General features: G+C 64.6%; 23 protein-coding genes. 4 read left to right on the top strand and 19 right to left on the bottom strand.

The genetic code is table 11. The features are described from left to right. Positions 1–33: 33 nt before the first annotated feature. From HMPREF3088_RS08215 to rho, 19 genes are all read right to left on the bottom strand, one after another. On the bottom strand, positions 34–894 hold the full coding sequence (locus tag HMPREF3088_RS08215; RefSeq protein ID WP_070759297.1) for an ABC transporter ATP-binding protein: 861 nt from the start codon (positions 892–894) through the stop codon (positions 34–36). A gap of 67 nt (positions 895–961) precedes the next feature. Beyond that, a complete protein-coding gene (locus HMPREF3088_RS08210; RefSeq protein ID WP_246818124.1) occupies positions 962–1,999 on the bottom strand; it encodes a tetratricopeptide repeat protein in 1,038 nt (345 codons plus the stop codon). A gap of 89 nt (positions 2,000–2,088) precedes the next feature. After that, positions 2,089–2,829, bottom strand: coding sequence for an endonuclease NucS (gene nucS, locus HMPREF3088_RS08205; protein ID WP_070759294.1), 741 nt, complete (start codon positions 2,827–2,829; stop codon positions 2,089–2,091). Positions 2,830–2,864: 35 nt separating this feature from the next. After that, positions 2,865–2,987 carry a hypothetical protein gene (locus HMPREF3088_RS10820; RefSeq protein WP_256374477.1) on the bottom strand — a complete coding sequence of 41 codons (123 nt, stop codon included), beginning with the start codon at positions 2,985–2,987 and terminating at the stop codon, positions 2,865–2,867. Positions 2,988–3,121: 134 nt separating this feature from the next. Next, positions 3,122–3,553 carry a DUF2550 domain-containing protein gene (locus HMPREF3088_RS08200; RefSeq protein WP_141759456.1) on the bottom strand — a complete coding sequence of 144 codons (432 nt, stop codon included), beginning with the start codon at positions 3,551–3,553 and terminating at the stop codon, positions 3,122–3,124. Between the two features lie 252 nt (positions 3,554–3,805). Next, the gene (locus HMPREF3088_RS08195) at positions 3,806–4,180 is read right to left on the bottom strand and encodes a F0F1 ATP synthase subunit epsilon (protein ID WP_070759292.1); all 375 of its coding nucleotides are present in this window, start codon (positions 4,178–4,180) and stop codon (positions 3,806–3,808) included. 11 nt (positions 4,181–4,191) lie between these two features. Further along, entirely contained in the window at positions 4,192–5,640 is a 1,449-nt protein-coding gene (atpD, locus tag HMPREF3088_RS08190) for a F0F1 ATP synthase subunit beta (protein ID WP_012359967.1), read from the bottom strand. 2 nt (positions 5,641–5,642) lie between these two features. After that, positions 5,643–6,620, bottom strand: a complete 978-nt coding sequence (locus tag HMPREF3088_RS08185; protein WP_070759290.1) for a F0F1 ATP synthase subunit gamma — start codon at positions 6,618–6,620, stop codon at positions 5,643–5,645. Between the two features lie 64 nt (positions 6,621–6,684). Beyond that, entirely contained in the window at positions 6,685–8,322 is a 1,638-nt protein-coding gene (atpA, locus tag HMPREF3088_RS08180; protein ID WP_070759289.1) for a F0F1 ATP synthase subunit alpha, read from the bottom strand. Between the two features lie 57 nt (positions 8,323–8,379). Beyond that, a complete protein-coding gene (locus tag HMPREF3088_RS08175; RefSeq protein WP_070759371.1) occupies positions 8,380–9,198 on the bottom strand; it encodes a F0F1 ATP synthase subunit delta in 819 nt (272 codons plus the stop codon). Between the two features lie 5 nt (positions 9,199–9,203). Beyond that, a complete protein-coding gene (locus tag HMPREF3088_RS08170; RefSeq protein WP_012359963.1) occupies positions 9,204–9,764 on the bottom strand; it encodes a F0F1 ATP synthase subunit B in 561 nt (186 codons plus the stop codon). Between the two features lie 148 nt (positions 9,765–9,912). Further along, complete coding sequence (locus HMPREF3088_RS08165) at positions 9,913–10,155, bottom strand: ATP synthase F0 subunit C (protein ID WP_012359962.1); 243 nt, start codon at positions 10,153–10,155, stop codon at positions 9,913–9,915. Positions 10,156–10,255: 100 nt separating this feature from the next. Next, entirely contained in the window at positions 10,256–11,056 is an 801-nt protein-coding gene (atpB, locus tag HMPREF3088_RS08160) for a F0F1 ATP synthase subunit A (RefSeq protein WP_012359961.1), read from the bottom strand. Between the two features lie 347 nt (positions 11,057–11,403). Then, entirely contained in the window at positions 11,404–11,916 is a 513-nt protein-coding gene (locus HMPREF3088_RS08155) for a Cg1360 family ATP-synthase-associated protein (protein ID WP_070759287.1), read from the bottom strand. Further along, entirely contained in the window at positions 11,909–13,090 is a 1,182-nt protein-coding gene (locus HMPREF3088_RS08150; protein WP_070759285.1) for an MraY family glycosyltransferase, read from the bottom strand. Before HMPREF3088_RS08150 ends, HMPREF3088_RS08155 begins: the two co-directional genes overlap by 8 nt. A gap of 15 nt (positions 13,091–13,105) precedes the next feature. Next, a complete protein-coding gene (locus HMPREF3088_RS08145) occupies positions 13,106–13,765 on the bottom strand; it encodes an L-threonylcarbamoyladenylate synthase (RefSeq protein ID WP_070759283.1) in 660 nt (219 codons plus the stop codon). Between the two features lie 89 nt (positions 13,766–13,854). Further along, on the bottom strand, positions 13,855–14,865 hold the full coding sequence (locus HMPREF3088_RS08140; RefSeq protein WP_070759281.1) for a N5-glutamine methyltransferase family protein: 1,011 nt from the start codon (positions 14,863–14,865) through the stop codon (positions 13,855–13,857). Beyond that, complete coding sequence (prfA, locus tag HMPREF3088_RS08135) at positions 14,866–15,981, bottom strand: peptide chain release factor 1 (protein ID WP_070759279.1); 1,116 nt, start codon at positions 15,979–15,981, stop codon at positions 14,866–14,868. It abuts the gene before it with no gap. Between the two features lie 62 nt (positions 15,982–16,043). After that, positions 16,044–17,768: a transcription termination factor Rho gene (gene rho, locus HMPREF3088_RS08130; RefSeq protein ID WP_070759277.1), complete on the bottom strand. Its 1,725-nt coding sequence runs from the start codon at positions 17,766–17,768 to the stop codon at positions 16,044–16,046. A gap of 537 nt (positions 17,769–18,305) precedes the next feature. Here rho and HMPREF3088_RS08125 point away from each other — a divergent pair. Genes HMPREF3088_RS08125 through HMPREF3088_RS08110 form a run of 4 tightly spaced genes read left to right on the top strand, consistent with a single transcriptional unit; the run spans position 18,306 to position 23,138 of the window. Next, the gene (locus HMPREF3088_RS08125; protein WP_070759369.1) at positions 18,306–20,075 is read left to right on the top strand and encodes a long-chain fatty-acid--CoA ligase; all 1,770 of its coding nucleotides are present in this window, start codon (positions 18,306–18,308) and stop codon (positions 20,073–20,075) included. Positions 20,076–20,119: 44 nt separating this feature from the next. Then, a complete protein-coding gene (gene moaA / locus HMPREF3088_RS08120; RefSeq protein ID WP_232620285.1) occupies positions 20,120–21,163 on the top strand; it encodes a GTP 3',8-cyclase MoaA in 1,044 nt (347 codons plus the stop codon). A gap of 1 nt (position 21,164) precedes the next feature. Next, on the top strand, positions 21,165–22,454 hold the full coding sequence (locus HMPREF3088_RS08115) for a molybdopterin molybdotransferase MoeA (RefSeq protein ID WP_015381448.1): 1,290 nt from the start codon (positions 21,165–21,167) through the stop codon (positions 22,452–22,454). 12 nt (positions 22,455–22,466) lie between these two features. Beyond that, the gene (locus tag HMPREF3088_RS08110) at positions 22,467–23,138 is read left to right on the top strand and encodes a molybdenum cofactor guanylyltransferase (protein WP_070759275.1); all 672 of its coding nucleotides are present in this window, start codon (positions 22,467–22,469) and stop codon (positions 23,136–23,138) included. Positions 23,139–23,166 lie beyond the last annotated feature (28 nt).

The following is a 23,166-nucleotide window of genomic DNA, read 5'->3' as shown; positions in this document are numbered from 1 at the left end:
TTTCAACCTAAATCGGTACTTAAAAGACTCTAGCTAATCCCGCGCCCGGTGGGCTCCACCGCGACGAAGACGGCGGGCGAACCAGCGGCCGTCCTCTTGCTTAACCTCAATGGGCTGGTGGTAGGCCTTGGTGAGGTTCTCGCTGGTCATGATGTCGGTCAACAGGCCCTGGGCGACGATGTGGCCCTCGTCCAGCAGCATCCCGTGGGTGAACCCCGGCGGGATCTCCTCCACGTGGTGGGTGACCAACACGGTCGCCGGGGAGTCCGGATCCATCGCGATCTGGCTGAGCAGCTCGATCAGGTCCTCGCGGCCACCGAGGTCCAGTCCGGCGCCCGGCTCGTCGAGCAGCAGCAGCTCCGGGTCGGTCATCAGGGCACGCGCGATGAGCGTGCGCTTGCGCTCTCCCTCAGACAGCGTGCCCCACGTGCGGTCGGCCAGGTGGTAGGCGCCCACGACCTCGAGGGTGTTGACGGCCTGCTCGTAGTCCATCTCGTCGTAGGCCTCCCGCCATCGTCCCATGACGTCGTAGCCCGCGGAGATGACGATGTCCGAGACCACCTCGTCGTCAGGGATGCGGTGAGCCAGGGCAGAGCTGGACATTCCGACGGCGGTGCGGATGTCGCGGACGTCGGAGGAGCCCAACCGCTCGCCGATGATGTCCACGGTGCCGGTGGTCGGGAAAAGCTGCGCGCTGGCCAGACGCATCAGGGAGGTCTTCCCAGCACCATTGGGTCCCATGATGACCCAGCGCTCGTCGAGTTCGACCTGCCAGTCCAGCTCATGCAGGATCTCGTTGCCGCCCCGGCGCAGCGATACACCACGCATGTCTAGGATCAGGTCCTCCGGCGCCGCCGGCTGGGTTTCCGGGGTGGAAATGACATTGCGTTGCATGGTGGTTCTCGCTACCTCAGGGGCTCGTGGGATCGGATGGGGTTACTCCGGGCTGACAGACGCGGATTTAGAACAGAGCGCTGGCCATGTTCGTGCGGGCCGCGATGACCTCCGGGTCGGCTGCGTCATAAAGCTCGAAGAGCTGCAGCAGTTGCTGCTTCGCGCGGTCCTTCTCCTCGCCCGCGGTGTGACGCATCGCGTTGACGAGAACGTCGAAGCCCTGGGCCTTCTCGCCGCGCAGGGCGAGCAGCTCGGCGGCGGCCGTCGCGGCGTCGACGTCGCCCGGTTCTGCCGCGACCTTCTCCAGGGCTTGCTCGCCGGTCGCTGAATCCCCGGCGCGTTCCGCGAGGATGGCGTTGGCACGTGCGGCCCGTGCGGTCGCCGCGAGCTCGGGTTCGGTGTTCGGGTCGGCCAGGATCGCGTCGTAGGCGGCGATCGCTTCCTGGGTCTTCCCCTGCTCGATGAGGGCTGCGGCCTCGTCAAGGCGGGAGTCCTGCGACTCGGCAGCGGCGCCCGAATCCGCAGGCAGGCCCGGCAGCTTGCCGTCGACGGCCTGAATCACCGACTCCAGCCACTGCTCCACCTGCTCCTGCGGCTGGGCGCCCTGGAAGGACGTCGCCGGGCGGCCAGCCACCAGGGCGAGCACCGTGGGCACGCCGCGTACCCCGAGCGCCTGCGCCATCTCCGGCACGGCATCGGCATCGATGTAGCGGAAGACCCACTTCAGCTGCTCCTGAGGCACGTCCGGCATCTCCACCAGGCGGGCGAAGAAGTTCTTCAGCTCCGCGCTGGCCTCGGAGCGGGCACTGCCCACCAGGAGGACCACCGGGACCTGGGTGGAGCGGACCACAAGGTCCTGTTCGAAGGATTCTGGGGTGACGTCCGCCGAGCGGGCGACGTAGTCCACACTCACGCCGGCTTCCGCCGCCTGCTGCGCGTGCCTCTCGCGCTGCACTGCTTGCTGCTTCACCGTGCCCAGGTCAATCGCTCCTGAGACGAAGCGCTGCGGCGCCTGCGGCTGCCGAGGGGAAGATGGCTGCGCCTGCGGGGCGCCGCTCTGCGGACGAGAGGCCGGTTGGGAGGAAGGATCGTGCGGTACAGTCATGCCCTCCATAGTAACGGCTTCCGACCGCGGGGCGACCGCGCCCAATCCCCCGGCCGACTGGGACGCTTCGACCCCATGAGCACCGGGTCCTAGAACAGCCGAAACTCCGAATCATCGGTGCCACGCATCGCCGCATAGTCCAAGGTCACGCAGCGAATTCCACGGTCTTCGGCCAGGATGCGGGCCTGAGGCTTAATCTCCTGGGCGGCGAAGACACCCGTCACCGGGGCAAGCAGCTCGTCACGGTTGAGCAGCTCGACGTAACGGGTCAGCTGCTCGACGCCGTCGATGTTCCCGCGGCGCTTAATCTCCACCGCAACGGTCGCCCCCGTCGCGTCCTTGGTGAGGATGTCCACCGGCCCGATGGGGGTCGGGTATTCGCGGCGCACCAGCGAATAGCCCTCCCCCAAGATCTCGATCTGCTCGGCCAGCAGCTCCTGGAGATGGGCCTCCACACCGTCCTTCTGCAGCCCCGGATCCTCGCCAAGGTCGAAATTCTGGTCGGAGTGCACCGCGAAGAGCTGGATGCGCAGCTGCTCGCCCTTCGGATTCTCGACGACCCACAGGGCCTCGACGTCCTCGTCTTCCAGCTCAGGAAGAGTGAGGAAGGGGTCCTTGCCGTCTGTGGCCTCGGCGAGAACTTCAGCGCGGCGATATTCCGTCGTCGTGCAGGGTGGGGTCATCCAGTTCAGGGGCTTATAGGCCCGGTCATCGGCATGGATGGAGACCGCACCGTCCGCTTTCACCATGATCAGGCGATCGGCGCGCGGCAGATGAGCTTCCAGTCGACCGACGTAGTCGACAGCACACGTGGCGATGATGAGACGCATTTTTCCAACGCTACCCCACGGCAGGCGGCAACGGGCTATTCGTAGGGTGTCGTGGTCAGCACTCCGTGGTGCAGGTACAGGCGGCGATCGCAGAGCCGGTCGATGCCCAGGGGCAGTGTCTGGCGGATGGTCTTATCAGCGGTGACGTCGATACCCACCTGGACCTCCTCGCTATTCGTCTTACCCCTTCTCTCCAGACGGCGCGGTGGGCAGCTGGTCAGCCCCGTTTTCTCTTGCCAACGCAAAAACCCCGCCCGGGTAGCCCCGGTCGGGGTAGAAACAATCAAAATCTTTAAGAAAATCGCGTCGTGCGCACCCAGCGCTCTGAAGGCGCGGACTCCAGCCAGGAGACGAAGGCGTTATCCCCCTGCTCGTCGATGGCGATCTCGTACTCCTCGCCACGATGCGAAATCTTCATCACGTGGCAGTAGCCCTCGATGAAGGGGCGCTCCTTATCCACAATGTCCCGGCGGGACACCACGGTGGTTCCCAACCGGGTCAATACCAGGTCCGACCCGGGCCGCAGGCTGCGCAACTTGTACAGCCGAGCCGAGGTCCTCGAATAAACCAAAACCCCGTGTCGCCAGTGCCTTGCCTCCTCGGCGGGAAGCGCACGCAGCAGCACGGGGTAGCCTTCGCTCCGCAGGTAGAAGAAGCGCCACAGGATGACGCCAACGAGCAGCAGAAGAAGAACAATTCCCAAAAGCACAAGAATCGTGGTCAACGTTTCCGCCTCTTCGCCGTCGCATCATCCCGCCAACCCGGCGGGCAGGAAAACCAGGAGTGTTTCAAGGCTGCAATACCTTAAACAAAATTTAGCCCCATGCCTGGATATTAACAATTCCCTCCCACCGGTGGGCTGCCTTCCGCACTCAGCGGGAGAAAACCGCATCCTTAGGGCGAAAAGCACAAAGGCCACCCCGCGCGGGTCACCCCACGCGACGTGGCCTTTGGCCGGTAGTCCGAAAACCTCGGTCTACTTCTCCTTGGAACGCTTCACAGCGCGCAACTCGGACTCTGCGCGAGACTTCTCCTCCTCGGAGGACGCCTCACGCACCCGAGCCTCAGCATCAGCCTGGTCGACCTCATCGGCCCACACAGCGCTATCAGCGAGAACGGTGATCTTCTGGGTGGACACGGACAGGAACCCGCCCTGTACCGCGGCCACCAGCTTCTCACCCTCAGTGGTCCGGATGATCACGACGCCATTCTCGACCAGCTGGCCGAGCAGTGGCTCGTGACCTGGAAGCACGCCGATCTCGCCCTCGGTGGTCTCCGCGATGACGGCCGTTGCGGTGCCAGACCACAACGCCTTCTCCACAGCCACCAATTCAGCGGCAATCTCAGCCATGTGTGCTCCTCTTACTTGTCCGTGAGCTTCTTGTAGGCGGCCTCGACGTCATCCAGACCACCCAGGCCGTTGAAGGCCTGCTCTGGGTAAGCGTCGAACTCGCCATCACAGATGCGCTCGAAGGCGTCGATGGTCTCCTCCAGTGGAACGAAGGAGCCCGGGATGCCCGTGAACTTCTCTGCGACGAAGAAGTTCTGGCCCAGGAAGCGCTCGATACGACGAGCACGCTGGACGGTGATCTTGTCCTCCTCAGACAGCTCGTCCATACCGAGGATGGCGATGATGTCCTGGAGCTCCTTGTTCTTCTGCAGGATGTTGATCACGCGCTGCGCAACCTCGTAGTGCTTCTCGCCGACGATGCCCGGCTCGAGGATACGAGAGGTGGAGGTCAGCGGGTTCACTGCCGGGTAAATACCCTTGGAAGCGATCGCACGGTCCAGCTCGGTGGTTGCGTCGAGGTGGGCGAAGGTCGTCGCCGGTGCCGGGTCGGTGTAGTCATCGGCCGGCACGTAGACGGCCTGCAGGGAGGTAATGGACTTACCCTTCGTGGAGGTAATGCGCTCCTGCAGGACGCCCATCTCGTCAGCCAGGGTCGGCTGGTAACCCACTGCGGACGGCATGCGGCCGAGCAGCGTGGAGACCTCAGAACCTGCCTGGGTGAAACGGAAGATGTTGTCGATGAACAGCAGCACGTCCTGGCCCTGAACATCGCGGAAGTACTCCGCCATGGTCAGACCGGACAGAGCCACGCGCATACGGACTCCCGGCGGCTCATCCATCTGGCCGAACACCAGCGCGGTGTCCTGGAGCACGCCCATCTCCTCCATCTCGAGGAAGAGGTCCGTACCCTCACGGGTACGCTCGCCGACGCCGGCGAACACGGAGGTACCGGAGAACTCGCGGGCGATACGGGTAATCATCTCCTGAATCAGGACGGTCTTACCCACACCTGCACCACCGAAGAGGCCAATCTTGCCGCCCTTGACGTAAGGGGTCAGCAGGTCGATGACCTTAACGCCGGTCTCCAGGATCTCGGTCTTACCCTCGAGCTCGTCGAATGCCGGCGGCTCGCGGTGGATGCCCCACTGCTCGCCGTCGCGGCCGAGGCCCGGCTCGTCCAGGCAGTCGCCCAGGGCGTTGAAGACGTGGCCCTTGACGACGTCGCCGACTGGCACGGAGATCGGCTTACCGGTGTCCTTGACCTCTGCACCGCGGACCAGGCCGTCGGTCGGGGCCATGGAGACGGTGCGCACCAGGTTGTCACCCAGGTGCTGTGCGACCTCCAGGGTAATGGTCTTCGCAACTGCCTCGAGGTCAACCTCGACGTGCAGTGCGTTGAATAGTGCTGGCTGCTGCCCACGCGGGAACTCCACGTCGACAACCGGGCCGATCACTCGAACGACGCGGCCGGCAGCAGTCGGTGCAGCAGAGTTCTGCTGCTCCTGAATTGCTGTAGTCATTATTAGTCACTCTCTCCGCTATCGCCGAGCGCAGACGCGCCACCGACGATCTCTGTGATTTCCTGGGTAATCTGCGCCTGGCGAGCCTGGTTTGCGATACGAGACAGGTTCTCCACCAGCTCGCTCGCGTTGTCCGTCGCCGCACTCATAGCGGTACGACGCGCGGCCGACTCGGAGGCTGCTGCTTCGAGCAGCGCGGCGAAGATGCCGCGGGATACGTACTGCGGAAGCAGGTTCGCGAGAAGCGTGTCTGCGTCCGGTTCGAAATCCACCTCAGCGGAGACCTGGTCTGCGGAGTCCGACACCATGTCGGAACCCAGCTCCATCTTCTCCTCTTCGACGACAGTCTTGATTGGCAGTAGGCGGTGTGCCTTTGGCACCTGGGAAAGCATCGAGTGGAACTCGGTGTAAACCATGTGGACCTCGTCGAAGCCCGGCACCTGGTCACCCTCGGCGTTAACGCCGTCGACGACGTCGACAGTGCCCTCCGAACCGGCGAGGAAGCCGCCGATCAGGTGGTTACGCAGGTTCGCGGTTTCGGCGTAAACCGGGTCCTGAGAGTGCCCGGTCCACGCTCCACTGATGTCTTCGTTGCGGAAGTTGTAATAGGTCACGCCCTTGTTTCCAAGGATGTAGAGAACAACTTCCTTGCCCTCGTCCTCAAGCAGCTTGCGGAGCTCCGCAGTGGTCTTGAAGACGTTGTTGTTGTAGCCACCGCACATGCCACGGTCACTCGAAACCACGAGGATGGCTGCGCGCTTCGGGTCCTTCGGCTCCCGGATCATCTTGTGATCCAGGGAGCTGGCGGACGCCAGACGCTCGATCACCTTGGTGATCTCGTGAGCGTAAGGCTGCGAAGCGTCGACGCGAGCCTGCGCCTTCGTGATCCTCGAGGTGGCGATAAGCTCCTGGGCCTTGGTGATCTTCTTGGTCGAGTTCACGGACTTGATACGTGACCTGAGTTCGCGAAGATTAGCCATGCGCTACCGCCTCCCTTCTTGTCCGTAGTTAGTCATGGTGCTTTGTCGATCCCTTTCCGCGGCCTTAAACGGTCTTGCGGGTAACGGTGATCTCGGACTGCTTAACTTCGTCCTGCTCCATGGCGCGAGCCTCCGGCTCCCGGATGATCGGGGTGCCGTCGGTGGTCTGGAAACCACGCTTGAACTCGCTGGTGGACTGCTTCAGCTGCGCCTGGGACTCCTCGGTGAACGGGGTGCCGCCGGCGATCTGGTCGAAGACGCCAGATGCGTTGGAGCGCAGGTGCTCGATCAGCTCAGCCTCGAAGCGACGGACATCCTCAACTGGGACGTCGTCGAACTCGCCCTCGCCGGCCAGCCAGATGGAGATCATCTGGTGCTCGACGGACTGCGGCGCGTGCTCGGTCTGCTTCAGCAGCTCGACGAGGCGCTCACCGCGCTCCAGCTGAGCCTTGGAAGCGTCATCCAGGTCGGATGCGAAGGCAGAGAATGCCTCCAGGTCGCGGTATGCGGCCAGGTCCAGACGCAGGTTACCGGACACCTTCTTCATGCCCTTGGTCTGTGCGTCACCACCGACACGAGAAACGGACACACCAACGTTAATTGCCGGGCGGACACCCTGGTTGAACAGGTCAGACTCAAGGAAGACCTGACCGTCGGTAATGGAAATAACGTTGGTCGGAATGAAGGCAGACACGTCGTTTGCCTTCGTCTCGATGATCGGCAGTGCGGTCAGGGAACCGCCACCCAGCTCGTCGTTCAGCTTTGCAGCACGCTCGAGAAGACGGGAGTGCAGGTAGAACACGTCACCTGGGTATGCCTCGCGGCCCGGTGGGCGGCGCAGCAGTAGGGAGATCGCGCGGTAGGCCTCAGCCTGCTTGGTCAGGTCATCGTAGATGACGAGGACGTGCTTGCCCTGGTACATCCAGTGCTGGCCGAGGGCTGCACCGGCGAACGGTGCGAGCCACTTGAAGCCTGCGGAGTCGGATGCCGGTGCGGCAACGATGGTGGTGTAATCCAGCGCGCCGTGCTCTTCCAGGGTCTGGCGGATCGACGCGATGGTCGAACCCTTCTGACCAATCGCAACGTAGATGCAGCGCACCTGCTTCGATGGGTCGCCGGACTCCCAGTTGTCACGCTGGTTGAGGATGGTGTCGATGCAGACGGAGGTCTTACCCGTCTTACGGTCACCAATGATCAGCTGACGCTGACCGCGGCCAATCGGCGTCATTGCGTCGATAGCCTTGATGCCGGTCTGCATCGGCTCGTTCACTGGCTGACGCATCAGGACGGATGGAGCCTGCAGCTCAAGTGCGCGCTCCTCCGTGTCGGTGATGTCGCCAAGGCCGTCGATCGGCTCACCCAGTGGGTTGATAACGCGGCCGAGGAAGTTCTCCCCGACCGGAATGGAAAGGACTTCTCCGGTCCGCTTTACCTCGTCGCCCTCTTTAAGGGTCTCGTAGTTACCCAGGACCACGACGCCGACAGAGTCGGTGTCCAGGTTCTGTGCGACGCCAATGACGCCGCCTGGGAACTCGAGCAGCTCGTTAGCCATCACCGATGGCATGCCGCTCACGTTGGCAATGCCGTCGGCTGCCGTCGTGACCACGCCGACCTCCTCGCGGGAGGCCTCCGGGGAGTAGCTCGAGGTGTAGTTCGCAATCGCGCTACGGATCTCATCGGAGGAGATCGTCAGCTCCGCCATGTTTTTCCTGCTCTCGGTTTCGTGTTCCAGCAATTCGTGTTCTCGCTTGGTCGGTCGTTATGCGAGGGAACGACGCATACGCTCCAGCTTGCCAGCTGTGCTTCCGTCGATCACTTCGTCGCCGACCCGGACTACGGCACCGCCGAGGAGGCTGGAGTCAACCTCAGTGTGAACCGCAATCTTGCGACCATAAATCTTGTGCAACTTCTCGGAGAGGCTTGCCTTCTGCTCCTCGGACAGCGGGCCGGCGCTGGTAACGCGCGCGACCTCGTAGCCGTTGAGGGAAGCTGCCTCCTGGCACAGGTCATCCAGCAGCTCGACCGGCGCCTTGCGAGCGCGACCGACTGCCTGCAGGGCCAGAGCTTCAGTCACCGAGGAGACCTTGCCGTAGATGACCTTCGCGAGAAGATCACGGCGGTCGTCCACAGCTGCTGCTCGATCGGAGAGCAGAAGCTCGAGCTCGGACTCGCGCTCGAGGATGCGGGCGAGGGAGAACAGCTCTTCCTCGACGCGCTCGAGCTGGCCCTGGGCCTCAGCCGAACGAAGCAGTGCTCGGCGGCCGAGACGCTCCAGGCCGGTCCGGAAGTCCTGCGAGTTTGACCAGTTTTGGGATACCGCAGCGGACACGATCTCTTCAGTAGAGGCCGTGACCTTGCCGGACAGCAGGGTCTTGACGAGTTCGACACGCTGTTCCGGGGTGGCAGCGGCGTCGACCATTGCGACGCGCAGGCTGCGCTCCTGATCCAGGACGTCGACGACATCGAAAAGCTCGGTGCCGGTCGTTGCTCCGTTGCCTACTGCGTTATCAGACTCCTTCAGACCCTGGTCCAAGGTCTTGATGAGTCGCTCAAATGCCTCGCGGCTCGCTGCGTGCATACCGATCACTTCCCAGCAGTGCCGACGTTGTCCAGCCCGGCGAGGAAGTTGTCGATGGTGCCCGAACGCTTGACGTCATCGTTCAGCTGCTCGCCCAGCAGGCGCTCAGCCAGGTTGATGGAGTTCTCCCCCATCTCCTTGCGGAGGTCAGCAACGACGGAAGCGCGGTTGGCCTCCAGCTGCTTGTTACCAGCCTCAACGATGCGGTTGGACTCCTCGGTTGCCTGCGTCTTCATGTCAGCGATGATCTTCTGCCCCTGGGAGCGAGCATCATCACGGATCTGAGCCGCTTCGGTGCGTGCCTCTGCGAGCTGCTTGTTGTACTTCTCGAGGGCTTCCTGAGCCTCGGCCTTAGCGGCCTCGGCACGCTGAATGCCACCCTCGATTTTGTCCTCACGCTGAGTCAGCACTTCCTGGAACTTCGGAAGGACGACCTTCGCGAAGACAAACAGGATGACGGCAAACGGGATAATGGACCAGACGATGTCATAAAGCGGTGGAATGAGCGGGTTAATCGGCTCTTCCAACGGCAGCGTCTCAGCTGCCAAGAAAAAGGTGTTCGTCATAGTCTCCAGCTTTCGCTTTAGTGCGTTGTTCTTGAAAGTCCTAAGTTTTTAAAACTTTTTCTCACGATCGGTGCCGGTTCGCTGGCTCCTCGCAGGGAGGAGCCTTGAGAGCCCGAGCAATCCCCGACCGCTTCTTGAGCGGACTGTCTTAGAACAGGAAGCCGGCGACGAAACCAATCAGGGCCAGGGCCTCAGCGAACGCGATACCCAGGAACATGGTGGTGCGCAGCTGGCCAGCCATCTCCGGCTGACGTGCCATAGCCTCAGCGGTCTTACCTGCAACGTTACCCACACCGATTGCGGAACCGATTGCTGCGAGGCCGTAGCCGATGGTGCCGAAGCCCTCGAACTTGGTGACAGTGTCCTGAGCCAGGAAGAGGATGTCGTTCATTTGGTTTCCATTACCTTTCTGGTGACCGATCTTCCCGCTTGCTGCGGGTGGTTTGTGGCGATCGGTTCAGTTGTTCAGATTTCAGAGTTACTAACCGGGGTTAGTGTGCGTCCGCGTGCAAGCTCAGCTCGATGTACACAGCCGTCAGCAGGGCGAAGATGTACGCCTGCAGGAAGACGATCATGAGCTCGAAGAGCGAGAATGCGATCGCGAAGACCATCGTGCCGCCAGCCACCAACGACCAGCCGTTCAGCTGCCAGAAGAAGAAGTTCGTGGCGCTGAAAAGCATGACGAGGATGATGTGACCGGCCAGCATGTTGGCCATAAGACGAATGGTCAGGGTTACCGGACGGAGGATGAAGGTCGAGAAGAATTCGATCGGTACAACAATGAAGTGGATGAAGGTCGGCAGGCCAGGAATGACCAGCGAGGACTTCATGTACTTACCGAACCCGTAACGCTTCACACCCGCGTAGATAAACACCACATATGCCACAAGCGCCAGTACCAGCGGGAGGCCGACACGGGCGCTTGGGGAGATGTTCAGGAACGGGATGAGGGTCGGCAGGTTCGCAGCCACGACAGTGAAGAAGATTGCCGCAATCACCGGCAGGAACCGGCGACCTTCCTTCTTGCCTAGAATTTCCTCCGCGATGTGGATCCGCACGAAGTCCAGAGCGATTTCGCCAACGTTCTGGATACCGCGGGGAACCAGCTTCGGCTTGCGCATAGCGATCAGGAAGAAGATCACCACGATGGCGATCATCAGGATACGCACGAGCATGAGACGGTCGAGGGCGAAGATATCGCCCGCGAAACCGGTCAGCCACAGCTGATTTGGATCCACCTGCCCCGGGAAGAATTCGTGCTCCAATGAAGGGGGATGAAACTCACCCTTCATTGCCAAGGTTGTTACACTCAGCGTTCTCTCCCGTGATTGGGCCGCGTGAACTTTTAGAAAAGTTAGGCGGTGCGATGGAGGTCTATTTCTTGGTATTACCTCTCCCCCAGGACTCCGTCGCACGTCCATGAGGGTGGGTCGGTGCCGAATTACGCTGCCTTGGTGGCAATACGCCCAGCAGCCCAGTTGGCCCGCTACGACTCTACCAGGAAACCCCCAAGAAACCATAAGCGAAACCCCGCAGGATGTGATCACATTCACCTGCGGGGTTTCGCTCATTCCCTGTACGCCGGATCACTGGCCCGAACAGCCCTCTTGCGCTGCTTGCCGTCGGCTGAATTCGCGGCCTATTTCTCGGGGATATACATCAGCTTCGTGCGTGTAATTGCCATGATTTCCGAGCCGAGCATCGCAACAAGCACCAAGATGATTGTGACGCCCAGCGCCGTGTTGTCATAGAAGGTCTTGTCCTTGATGACGATCAGCACAACCAGCAGCAGCGCTGCCTTGAGGAGCCACGACCCCAGCACCGCCCCCAGGGTGACCTGCGGGGAGGAATTGGCAGTCACCAGCACCACGCCGATCGTCATCAACAGAAAGCCGCCACCAATCGCCGCACCGATGAGCGCGCCATAGATCCCCGGAAGGTCGCGCGTCGCGCCCCACAGGGCCAGCGAGAACACCGTCACCGCAGCCAGAGCGATGAGACCACCCCGGGCGGCACGGATCAGCGGACGGCGGGAATCACCGACGTCCGGGTCGTCCTCAACGGGAGGCAGCGGGGACTGCGCAGCTTGAGGGTCGTTTGCCCCGGGCTGGTCTGGCTGGCGGTCATTGTGACCTGCAAAATCTTCACTCACGTCGGATTACTCTATCTTCCGCTTCCCCAGATTTCCACAACGGGATCGCCGTGCTCACCACGGCCACGAGCAGCAGCACCCCGACCAGGATCGCGGTCAAGTTCGTTGGCAAGACCGTGGAACCCACCGCGCTGAACGCCGCCACCCCGACCCAGGTATAAAGCACCAGGACAACCTGCTTTTGGGTGTGCCCCAGCCGCAGCAGGCGGTGATGCAGGTGCTTCTTATCCGGCGCGAACGGGCTCTTGCCAGCCGCCACGCGTCGCACCACAGCGAGCACGAGATCCAACAGCGGGATGAACAGCGCAGCCAGCACCACGATCACGGGAGACAGCAGCGCGAACATGTCCGCCACACCGTAGAGCGAAAGGTTAATGCGTCCGGAGGCCGACACGCAGGCGGCCGAGAGCAGCGTGCCGATGAGCATGGACCCGGAGTCTCCCATGAAAATCCGCGCGGGTGAGAAATTATGCGGCAGAAAGCCCATGCACACCCCAGCGAGCACGGCAGAGATGATCGCCGGCGGGTACGCGGACACCGCCCCACCCTGGTCATGCAGGATCGTCAGCGAGTAGATCAGCACGGTACCCGCCGCGATCAGCCCCAGACCGGCAGCCAGGCCGTCCAGGCCGTCGACGAAGTTCATCGCGTTGATGATCGTGACCGTCAGAAGAACGGTCAAGATCGTGGACTGGACCTGGTCCAGGATGAGGGTGGTCCCCTCCCCGCCCGGCCAGTAGATCAGATACCAGCTCAACCCCAGCAGGCTCATGAGCGTCGCCCCCACGACCTGCCCGCCGAGCTTGACCCACCAGGCGATGTCCCGCAGGTCGTCGAGAATACCGACGATGACAATCACGAAGGCTGAGGCCAGCACCGCCGTCATATCCGGTGTAACCGGCGGGAATCCGCGATTCAAGGCAGGCAGCTGAGCTGCGGCGACAATCGCGACAACCACGCCGGTAAACATCCCCACCCCGCCCAAGCGAGGCGTGGGAACCGTGTGCACGTCGCGCTCCCGGGGCATGGCCATGGTGCCGTAGCGGACCATGAGGTAGCGCACGCCGCCAGTGGTCAGGAAGGTCACGGTACAGCCGACCAGCAACACGAGCGCCAGCTCGCGCAGCGGCACGCCAGCGCCGGCCACCGGCGTGAATCCCTGAGCCACAAGCATCCCGTTAGCCCACCTTTAGGACTTCGAACGCAGCTCGCTGGCTGGCATCTGAAGTACCTCGCCGATCTGTTCGGCACTGATCGCGCCCTCGCGCAGGATGCGTGGCCGGTGGCCAGCCAGGTCAACGATCGTGGAGGGCTCCCCGATGGTCGCCTTCCCGCCGTCCAGGTACACCGCCACGGAATCCCCGAGCTGCTCCTCAGCCATGGCCACGGTGGTGGCCGGCGGCTGGCCGGAAACGTTCGCGCTGGACACCGCCATCGGGCCCGTGCGCTGCAGCAGGTCGATCGCGATCGGGTGATTCGGCATGCGCAGCATCACGGTGCCGCGGGTGTCCCCTAGGTTCCACGGCAGGCTCGGAGCCTGCGGCACGACCAGGGAAAGCCCACCGGGCCAAAACGCCTCGACCAGCCGGCGCAGGTGCGCGCTGAACTCCGCGACCAGCCCCTCGACGGTGTCCCAAGATCCAATCAGCACGGGCACGGGCATATCCGGGCCGCGGTGCTTGGCCTGCAGCAGAGCCTCGACGGCGGCGTTATCGAAGGCATCGCAGCCGATGCCATAAAGGGTGTCCGTCGGCATGACGATCAACCGACCGCCCTTCACCGCGTTCTCCGCTGTGACGATGGCGCCCTCCCGGTCTCCGGGGTTTGTCGCGTCTACTCGCTGGGCCATGTGCTTCCTTCTCCCTTACTTGGGAATTGTGCGCTGTTTTCTTCTTCTAGAGTGTAGTGCCCCGCCCGGTGCTGCCCGCGCGGTACCTGCTATTGGCTTGCCTGCCGTGGTGCTGCTCGCCCGACGACGAAGCGGTCGCGGTCAGCAAAATCCTGTTTCTTCTCGACGTCGCTCAGTCCCGCCGCAATGAGGATCTCCCGGGTCTGATCCCCGGTGGCATCGTCGTGTTCGACGGCGACCTGCGCCCCGGGGGCGGCGGCGCGCACGATCGCGGTGGCGACGTGGGGCATGAGCTCGAGGCCGTCGTCGCCGGAGAAAACGGCGATCGCGGGGTCGGCGCCGGTCTCGACGTCCGTGCGGCTGCCACTGGGGACGTAGGGCGGGTTCGCCACGACGAGCTGGGCACGACCGGCAAGCCCGAGGTCGTCGAGAAGCCCCAGATCGCGGACGTCGCCCTCCACGAGGCGGACGTCCAGCTGTTCGCCGAGCAGACCCGCCCGGCGGAAGTATGTGAGATTCTCCTGCCCCAGCTCCACCGCCGCCGGATCCAGCTCGATGCCGGTCACCTCAATTGTGCGGAGCCAGCGGTAGTCGGCGGGGCTGGACGTAGCCTGCCCGCGGAGGAACTCCGCGAGCTGCGCGGCCAGCGCCAGGCCGATGGTGCCGGGGCCGGCGCACAGGTCCACCACGCGCACCACCCCGTCTGCCGGGCGCAGGTTTGGCTCGGCGGCGGCGCGCTCAAGCCAGGCACGGATCCGCCCCAACGCGTACTCGGTGAGCAGTTCGGTTTCAGGTCGCGGGATGAAACCACGGGAATCGCTGTAGAGGTCGTAGCCGAAGAAGGGCGCGGCCCCCACGATGTGCTGCAGGGGCTCGCGACGCGCCCGGCGGGCCACCCACTCGGCGAAGATCACCGGCTCCGGGTCGCCACTGGCGGCGAAGACCTCGGTCAGTCCGGCCGGGGTGCGCGGCGAATCCGCGTTGCCCTCCCCGGCCAGGGCGTAGGCCATGAGCCAGCGAGCGTCGTTGAGCGGAGACGCCAGTCCGGCGTCGGAAAACTGCCGCGCAGCGGTGCGCACCGCCTCGCTGACGGTGGCCATTTAGGCCTCGGCCTCGAGGCGCTCGATGCGCTCGGCTTCCTTCAGAGCCGCGAAGAGGGACTCCAGGTCCCCGTCCAGCACGGAATCCAGGTTATTGGCCTTGTAACCGATGCGGTGGTCAGAGACGCGGGACTCCGGGAAGTTATAGGTGCGGATGCGCTCGGAGCGGTCCATGGTGCGGATCTGTGCGGCGCGCCCCTCCGCTGCCTCTGCCTCGGCCTCTTCTTCCTTCATCTGCTGCAGGCGAGCTGCCAGCACCTGCATCGCGCGGGCGCGGTTCTGGATCTGGGAACGTTCCTTCTGACAGGTCACGACCACGCCGGTCGGCAGGTGGGTGATGCGGACTGCCGAGTCGGTGGTGTTCACGCCCTGGCCGCCCTTACCGGAGGAACGATAGACGTCCACACGGATGTCCTTCTCGTCGATCTCGACGTCCTCGACCTCGTCCGGCTCCGGGTAGACCAGCACACCGGCGGCGGAGGTCTGGATGCGCCCCTGGGACTCGGTGACGGGCACACGCTGCACGCGGTGGACGCCGCCCTCGAACTTGAAGTCGGCCCATGCGCCGTCGCGGGAGGGCTGCTTGGAGCGGATGGACATGGTCATGTCCTTGACCCCGCCCAGGTCGGTCTCGTTGAGGCCCAGAATCTCGGTGGCGAAGCCGTGACGCTCCGCGTAGCGCTGGTACATGCGCGCCAGCTCTCCAGCGAAGAGGGCCGCCTCCTCGCCACCGGCGCCGGACTTGATCTCCATGATGATGTCGTCGCCGTTCTTGGGGTCCCGCGGGGCGAGCAGATCGGTGAGCTTTTCCTGCAGCTCCTCGATCTCCGCCTCCAGGCGGGTGGCCTCCTCAGCGAACTCCGCATCCTCGCTGGCCATTTCGGCCGCGGCCTCGTGATCCTCCCGCGCGGTGTTCAGCCGCTCGTAGGTCTGGATCACCGGCTGGAGCTCCTGGAAACGCTTGCCGACCCGGCGCGCCGCCTTCGGGTCATTGTGCAGCTCCGGGTCCGCCAGCTGGGCCTCCAGCCCCTGGTACTCCGAGAGGATGTCATCCATCACCGACGGGGTGTGGTCGAGCGCGGAATCCTTGCTCGAGTCTTTGCCTGCCTTGGACATGCTTTTAGTCTCTTCCTAATAGTCCTGGTCCACTGGTCAATGCTAGCCGGTTGGCGTGCGGACTAGTCATCCTCTTCATCCGCGAGCGGGGCGGAGCTGGCGATCTGGATCATGAAGTCGCGGTTCGTCTTGTTCTTCCGCAGCTGCTTGATGAGCAGGTCGATCGCGGCCTGCGGATCCAGGGCGGAGAGGATGCGGCGCAGCTTGTGCATGACACGTGCCTCGTCCGGGCCGAGCAGAAGTTCGTCCTTGCGGGTGCCGGACGGGTTGACGTCCACGGCCGGGAACACGCGGCGCTCGGCGATCTTGCGGTCCAGCTTCAGCTCGGCGTTACCTGTGCCCTTGAACTCCTCGAAGATCACCGTGTCGCCAGCGGAGCCGGTCTCCACCATCGCGGTGGCGATGATGGTCAGGCTGCCGCCGTGCTCGATGTTGCGAGCTGCGCCCAGGAAGCGCTTCGGCGGGTACAGGGCGTTGGAGTCGACACCACCGGACAGGATGCGCCCGGAGGCCGGCGAGGAGTTGTTGTACGCACGGCCCAGTCGGGTGATGGAGTCGAGCAGGAGAACGACGTCCTTACCCTGCTCGACCAGGCGCTTCGCGCGCTCCACCGCGAGCTCCGCGACGGCGGTGTGCTCCTTCGGCGGGCGGTCGAACGTCGAGGCGATGACCTCGCCGTTGACGCTGCGCTGCATGTCCGTGACCTCCTCCGGCCGCTCGTCGACGAGGACGACCATGAGGTAGCACTCCGGGTTATTGGTGGAGATCGCGTTGGCGATGTCCTGCAGGATCGTGGTCTTACCGGCCTTCGGCGGGGAGACGATGAGCGCGCGCTGGCCCTTACCGATCGGCATGATCAGGTCGATCACGCGGGTGGTCAGCACCTTCGGGGTGGTCTCCAGGCGCAGGCGCTGATTCGGGTACAGCGGGGTCAGCTTGGAGAAGTCCGGGCGCTGCGCTGCCTGCTCTGGGGACAGGCCGTTGACTGTCTCTACGGAGTGCAGCGGGGTGAACTTCTGGCGGTTGCGGCCGCGGCCACCGCCCTGCTTTGCGTTCGGACGGATGGTGCCAACGATGGCGTCGCCGTGGCGCATGCCGTACTTGCGCACCGTGTTGATCGGGACGTACACGTCCGTCGGCCCCGCGTGGTAGCCAGTGGTGCGGATGAAGGCGGTGTTGGCGTCCGCGAAGTCGAGGATGCCCGCGACCGGGGCCTCCTGTGGCTCCGGCTTGTGGTCCTGTTGGTCCTTGCGGTTCTCGCCACCATCCTCGTGGTTTCCGCCATCGCCGTGGCCACCGTTGTTCCGGTGCCCGTTGTTGCGGTCGTGGCCCCGGTCTCCCCCACGGCGGTTGCGGCGGTTCCGGCGGTGACGACGCCGGCGCCCCTGGTGGTTATCGCCGCCATCGTTGTGACGGTTGTTGCGACGATCCTCCCGCTCGTTGCTGCCCGAGTTCTGTTCCTCCTGCTGGCCGGAGTTGTTCTCTGGTTCCTTGGAGGATGGGCGCCCGTTTTGCTGATCATCGCGACGCTCGGCCTGCTTGCCTTCTCTGTGCTCGCTGCGCTCGTTGCGCTGCTCAGCCTTCTTCTCGGCCTTCTGTTCGGGCCGGTCGCTGGCTACAGCGCCGCCACCCTTGCCAGCGTTCTCGATGGCTGCCACGAGGTCTCCTTTGCGCAGTTTCGACGTTCCCTTGAGCCCCTGGGCCGCTGCAACTTGCCGCAGCTCGGCCAGCTTGAGGGAAGCCAGCCCATTGGCCTGACCCCGCTCGATGATGTCGGACAAGCTCACGAAAGTCCTTTCCGTCGCACAGCATCCTTGGTCGACACCAGCCAGGACTATTGGCCAGTGCATCTCACGCGCTGCGCAGAATTTTCATTGATTTTGGCCGACGACACACGCCGGCCCAGGTGGCGGCCACTCAACAGATGCGCCAAGCAGGCAACAACCCGGAATTATTCTTGAGTATTAAAAGAAATTGCCCTCCCACGATCCCGCACATCTGGCAGACGCCCACTGCCTGGGGTCGGCCGGGGAATCGCGGTGGCGGTGCGGCTGCCGCGGGGCCAATAACAACCCGGCCCACGAAGCGGCGCTGGCGATTGAACGCCCCACACCCTGGAATCCTCCTGGGCCCCGGCTGATCGCACGGTGCCCTCGAAGCAGCTGCAAGTGTAACACCCGGCGATCGCTCACACACCTTTGAACCCAGCTTGAGTCACGACTCCCCTTGGCCAGGACGCATCAACGATGGCCGAGCCGCCGGGTTGGTGGGCTGGTGGCGTCATAAAGAAAAGGAACACCCAACCGCGGGCTAAGGTGGACACCATGGAATCTACGATGCAGGAACGCCCCTTTTCCGTATCGCAAATCTTGACCTACGGCACCAATGCGCACCGCAACAGCACGGTGACCACCTACCTGGGAACCGAGCCTGAGGTCACGACCTTCAAGGAGATCGGGGCGCGCGTTGCCGCACTCGCGCACGCGCTTGCCGAGGATTTCGGCATCCGCATCGGCGACCGGGTGGCAACCCTGATGGTCAACCGCACCGAGCACCTGGAGGTGCTGCTGGCGGCCCCGTCGATGGGCGCGGTCTTCCAGCCGCTGAACCGGCAGCTGGCCGACGACCAGGTCATCCACACGATCAATCACGCCGAGGATCGCGTCATCGTCTGTGATGCGGTGGACGCCGACCGCCTGGTCGAGATGCTCCCCCAGTGCCCCACCGTGGAGGGCGTGGTCCTCGTCGGGGCCAGCCCCGCGGATATCACCCGCATCCAGGACCGGATCACCCTCACCTTCGCCGAGGCTGACCCCGATCGCCAGGTCCACGTGGCCGACTACGAGTCGCTACTGGATGAGCGGCCTGCGATCTACGACTGGCCGAATCTGCCGGAAACCGCACCGGCAGCACTGTGTTATTCCACCGGCACGGCCGGGGCGCCGAAGGGCGTGGTGTACTCGCACCGCTCCCTGTGGCTGCACTCCCTGGGGCTACGCACGGCCGATAGCTTCGGCATCCAGAACGACACCCCATTCCTCCTGGGAGTGCCGATCTATCACGTCTTGAGCTGGGGCGTTCCGCTCGCTGCGTTCATGTCCGGCGCGCCGATGGTGATGACCGGGCACACCACGGACCCCGAACACCTCGCCCACGTCATCGAGGACGCCATGCCCCGCCAGGCGCACGGGGCCTCGGCTGTATGGATGAGCCTGATCGTCCACTACGAGAAGACCCCGCCGCGGCGCATGAGCCTGCAGACGATCTATTCCGGCGGCTCGCAGGTACCCCCGGCCCTCATCGACGCCTGGGAGGCCCGCTACGGCGTGGACATGATCCACTGCTGGGGAATGACGGAAACCTCGCCGATCGGCACGGTCGCCCACCCACCTGCCGGCGTGGCCGGTCAAGCTCGTGCCGCTTACCGCTACTCCCAGGGTCGCTTCCCCGTGGGGCTGGAATACCGCATCGTCAACGACGCCGGCCGCGCCCTGGAATCCCACGACCGCAACGCCGGCGAGCTGCAGGTCCGCGGGAATACCGTGGCCGCTAGCTACTACGAGTCCCCCAGCCAGACGGGCGACGGCGCGGCGAGCGTCTTCCGGGGCGAGGCGGTGGACGATGGCTCCAGCCGCTTCACTGTCGACGGCTGGCTGCGCACCGGGGATATCGCCACCGTGACCCAGGACGGTTTCCTCGTCATCCACGACCGGAAGAATGACGTGATCCGCTCGGGCGGCGAGTGGATCTACTCCGCCTCCCTGGAGAACTACCTGCTGGCCTATCCCGGGGTGAACGAGGCGGCGGTCATCGGCATCCCGGACGATAAATGGGGCCAGCGACCCCTGGCCGTCGTCGTCCTGGCCGCGGGCTACGAACCAACGGAGGAGACCGCGACGGATATCCGCAACTCCCTGCTGCCGCAGGTTCCCGCGTGGATGGCCCCGGAGAACTTCTGTTTCGTGGAGAACATCGAGCGCACGAGCGTGGAGAAGTTCGACAAGAAGGAGCTGCGCCGGCTGATGCGCCGTGGCGAGTTGGAGATCATGACCCTGCCGGATCCCAACGAAGAAGCTGAGTTCGGCGAGGACTAGTGGCTGCTACGGGCGTTGACAGTCCCACTAGAATGAGCCCCACGATGACTCACAATTCCTCTGCTCCCCGCCCCCGCCAGCTGGTCGACTCCTTCGGTCGCGTGGCCCGGGATCTGCGGGTCAGCCTCACCGATCGCTGCAACCTGCGCTGCACCTACTGCATGCCGGCTGATGGCCTGGAATGGCTGCCCACGGAGCACTCGCTGAGCGATGCGGAGGTCATCCGGCTGGTGCGCATCGGCGTGGAGACGCTGGGCATCCGGGCGGTTCGTTTCACCGGTGGCGAGCCGCTTCTGCGCAAGTCCCTGGAGGAACTGGTGGCGGCCACCGCCCAGCTGCGCACCGACGAGGGCCAGGTGCCGGGCATCGCCATCACGACGAATGCGCTCGGCCTGGACAAGCGGGCAGCCGGGCTTAAGGCAGCTGGCTTGAGCCGCATCAATATCTCGCTCGACACCACGGACCCGCAGACCTTCGCAGCGCTCAGCCGGCGGAATCGCCACGAGGATGTCCTCCGCGGCATCGACGCCGCGCTGGCTGCCGGTCTGACCCCAGTGAAAATCAACTCGGTCGTCCTGCCCAGCGAGAACGAGGACTCGGCCGCGGATTTGGTGCGCTTCTGCCTGAGAAAGGGTCTGCAGCTACGTTTCATCGAGCAGATGCCGCTGGGACCGCGCGGCCAGTGGACCCGGGAGGGCATGGTCACGGCCGATGCTCTCCTGGAGCGGTTGGCGACCGAGTTCACCCTCACTCCTGCAGAAGAGCCTCGCGGCTCCGCGCCCGCTGCACTATGGGATATCACCGACGGGGAGTACTCCGGGCAGGTGGGCATCATCGCGAGCGTCACCCACCCCTTCTGCGGGGCGTGCGACCGCACCCGACTGACCACCGACGGGGCGATCCGCTCCTGCCTATTCTCCAAGGCCGCCGACGAGGTCTCCCTACGGGACATGATGCGGCAGGGCGCAAGCGACGAGGAGCTCGCGGATGCGTGGGCCGGTGCGATGGCGCGCAAGAAGCCGGGACACGGCATCGATGATCCCGGCTTCCTCCAACCGGAGCGCACCATGAGCAAGATCGGCGGCTAACGTGGCAGATCTAACTTCCATCGCCCAGCACCGCGCTCGAGTGCTCGCACTGGCCCGGCCGAAAGTCTGCCAGAGTGTACCGCTCGACCGGGCTTATGGCCACGTGCTGGCGGGCGATGCCCGCGCCATACTGGCGAATCCAATCTTCGATAACTCCGCGATGGATGGCTTCGCGCTGCACGCGGCGGATGTCACCGATCCCGGCCCCTGGGTGCTGCCGGTGGCCGGTGATATCCCCGCCGGCGCCCCGCGCATCACGTGCCCTCCCGGCCACGCGGTCCGGGTTATGACGGGTGCCCCGGTGCCATCGGGAGAGGACATCCTCGTCGTTCCTGTGGAACAGACTTCCGTCCCCGCCGGGCCGCAGACCCTGCCCGAGCAAATCACGGTGCGCACGGTGGATGTAAACCGCAGCCACATCCGCCTTGCCGGGGGCAAGCACGCCGCCGGGGTGGTTGTGGCAGCAGCGGGCATGCGGGTGGATGCGGGCACGCTCGCCGCGCTGACCTCGGCGGGGGTTCAGGCCGTGGATGTATATGCCCGGCCCACGGTGGCGGTGATCTCCACCGGGGACGAGCTGGTGCCCTGGCCGGATCTACCGGGTGCCTCCCAGCTGCCGGATTCCAACCTGCCGATGATCGCCGCGCTGGCCGCGGAGCATGGGGCAGCTGAGGTGCGAAGGTTCCACAGTGGGGATCGCGGCAGGGGTTTGGCGGAGCTGCTGGACGAGGCGAGTGCGTGCGACGTGATCGTGACCACCGGCGGGATCAGCGCAGGGGCCTTCGACGTGGTGCGGGAGGTGGTGGCCCCTCGCGAAGGGTCGTGGTTCGGCCCGGTCGCGCAGCGCCCCGGCACCCCACAGGGGGTGGCCTCCTGGGGTGAAGCCACGCTGGTCTGCCTGCCGGGGAACCCCGTGGCGGCTTATGTGTCTTTCCTGCTTTACGTGGCCCCGCTGCTCGCGGTGCTGGGCACGGGTAACCGGGCGGCCCAGGCGTTTCGGCCAATCCGGGCGGTCGCCGGACCTGGATTCGCTGCCCCGCGAAAGGGCCGCTCACTGGTCGTTCCCGTCCGCCTAACCGAGGGGGACGGTGCCCCGGTCGCAGTACCGTTTTCCACTGGCGCTCATAATTCCAGCGACGTCACCGCGCTGACCGGCATCGATGGCTTCACGGTCATCGAGCCCGTTGTCGATGCTGCTGCAGACGGCACGGCGGGGGTCGCAGCCCCAGGCGAAGGGGAACCGTTGCTCGTCTATCTGCTCGGCCGCTGCAACGCCGGGCAGTGGCTCTAGGCATGGTCGAGAATGTCGGCCCCTCACGACGCCAGCGAGCCCACCAGCGTGCGCCCCGGCGCGCGCTCCACCTTGCCGGATGACGTGCTTGCCAACCTTGGCATCGTGGTGTTGGCGGGCGGAAAATCAACCCGCATGGGGGCTGATAAGGCCCAGGTCACAGTGGATGGGCGCAGGCTCATCGACCGGCTGTGGGAGTCCCTCCCCTCCCACTGCCCGCGGGTGGCCGTGGCCCCAAAGAATCTGGGGGTGCCGACGGTCAGCGAAACCCCTCCCTTCGGTGGGCCAGTGGCGGGCATTGCCGCGGGGCTAAAAGAGCTGGATACCGAATGGGTGGCGGTATTGGCCGTCGACGCCCCTGGCTCTGCCGCGCTCCTGCCCCAGCTCGCCGAGGCCATTGGCGCGGCGGACTGCGCGGTGGTGGTCAACGCCGAGGGTTTCGACGAGCCGCTGTGCGCTCTCTGGCGCCGGGCCAGTCTCATCGCGGCAATAGCGGAGACCGGAGCTCGGGAGGTGCCTGCTGGCTCGCTGCTGCGGGCCACCGGGCGGGTTGTGCGGGTGCCGGGAACAGGCGCGGAGCGAGACTTCGACACCCCGGCGCAACTCGCGGAGCTGGGTGACGTCGAACTGGGTGGGACTGGGCTGGGTGATCAAGCCGGGTTCGGCGACGTCGGACGTGAATGACGTCGGACTGAGTCAGGCTGGGGTGGGC

Source organism: Corynebacterium sp. HMSC22B11, from assembly GCF_001815965.1.
Lineage (GTDB): Bacteria > Actinomycetota > Actinomycetes > Mycobacteriales > Mycobacteriaceae > Corynebacterium.
This window is presented reverse-complemented; position numbering and strand designations above follow the sequence as displayed.

What these genes read in the sequence shown, in the direction of transcription:
- HMPREF3088_RS08215 (WP_070759297.1), bottom strand. Translation starts at nt 894, where the DNA reads ATGCAACGCAATGTCATTTCCACCCCGGAAACCCAGCCGGCGGCGCCG.
- HMPREF3088_RS08210 (WP_246818124.1), bottom strand. Translation starts at nt 1,999, where the DNA reads ATGACTGTACCGCACGATCCTTCCTCCCAACCGGCCTCTCGTCCGCAG.
- nucS (WP_070759294.1), bottom strand. Translation starts at nt 2,829, where the DNA reads ATGCGTCTCATCATCGCCACGTGTGCTGTCGACTACGTCGGTCGACTG.
- HMPREF3088_RS08195 (WP_070759292.1), bottom strand. Translation starts at nt 4,180, where the DNA reads ATGGCTGAGATTGCCGCTGAATTGGTGGCTGTGGAGAAGGCGTTGTGG.
- atpD (WP_012359967.1), bottom strand. Translation starts at nt 5,640, where the DNA reads ATGACTACAGCAATTCAGGAGCAGCAGAACTCTGCTGCACCGACTGCT.
- HMPREF3088_RS08185 (WP_070759290.1), bottom strand. Translation starts at nt 6,620, where the DNA reads ATGGCTAATCTTCGCGAACTCAGGTCACGTATCAAGTCCGTGAACTCG.
- atpA (WP_070759289.1), bottom strand. Translation starts at nt 8,322, where the DNA reads ATGGCGGAGCTGACGATCTCCTCCGATGAGATCCGTAGCGCGATTGCG.
- HMPREF3088_RS08175 (WP_070759371.1), bottom strand. Translation starts at nt 9,198, where the DNA reads ATGCACGCAGCGAGCCGCGAGGCATTTGAGCGACTCATCAAGACCTTG.
- HMPREF3088_RS08170 (WP_012359963.1), bottom strand. Translation starts at nt 9,764, where the DNA reads ATGACGAACACCTTTTTCTTGGCAGCTGAGACGCTGCCGTTGGAAGAG.
- HMPREF3088_RS08165 (WP_012359962.1), bottom strand. Translation starts at nt 10,155, where the DNA reads ATGAACGACATCCTCTTCCTGGCTCAGGACACTGTCACCAAGTTCGAG.
- atpB (WP_012359961.1), bottom strand. Translation starts at nt 11,056, where the DNA reads ATGAAGGGTGAGTTTCATCCCCCTTCATTGGAGCACGAATTCTTCCCG.
- HMPREF3088_RS08150 (WP_070759285.1), bottom strand. Translation starts at nt 13,090, where the DNA reads ATGCTTGTGGCTCAGGGATTCACGCCGGTGGCCGGCGCTGGCGTGCCG.
- HMPREF3088_RS08145 (WP_070759283.1), bottom strand. Translation starts at nt 13,765, where the DNA reads ATGGCCCAGCGAGTAGACGCGACAAACCCCGGAGACCGGGAGGGCGCC.
- HMPREF3088_RS08140 (WP_070759281.1), bottom strand. Translation starts at nt 14,865, where the DNA reads ATGGCCACCGTCAGCGAGGCGGTGCGCACCGCTGCGCGGCAGTTTTCC.
- prfA (WP_070759279.1), bottom strand. Translation starts at nt 15,981, where the DNA reads ATGTCCAAGGCAGGCAAAGACTCGAGCAAGGATTCCGCGCTCGACCAC.
- HMPREF3088_RS08125 (WP_070759369.1), top strand. Translation starts at nt 18,306, where the DNA reads ATGGAATCTACGATGCAGGAACGCCCCTTTTCCGTATCGCAAATCTTG.
- moaA (WP_232620285.1), top strand. Translation starts at nt 20,120, where the DNA reads ATGACTCACAATTCCTCTGCTCCCCGCCCCCGCCAGCTGGTCGACTCC.
- HMPREF3088_RS08110 (WP_070759275.1), top strand. Translation starts at nt 22,467, where the DNA reads ATGTCGGCCCCTCACGACGCCAGCGAGCCCACCAGCGTGCGCCCCGGC.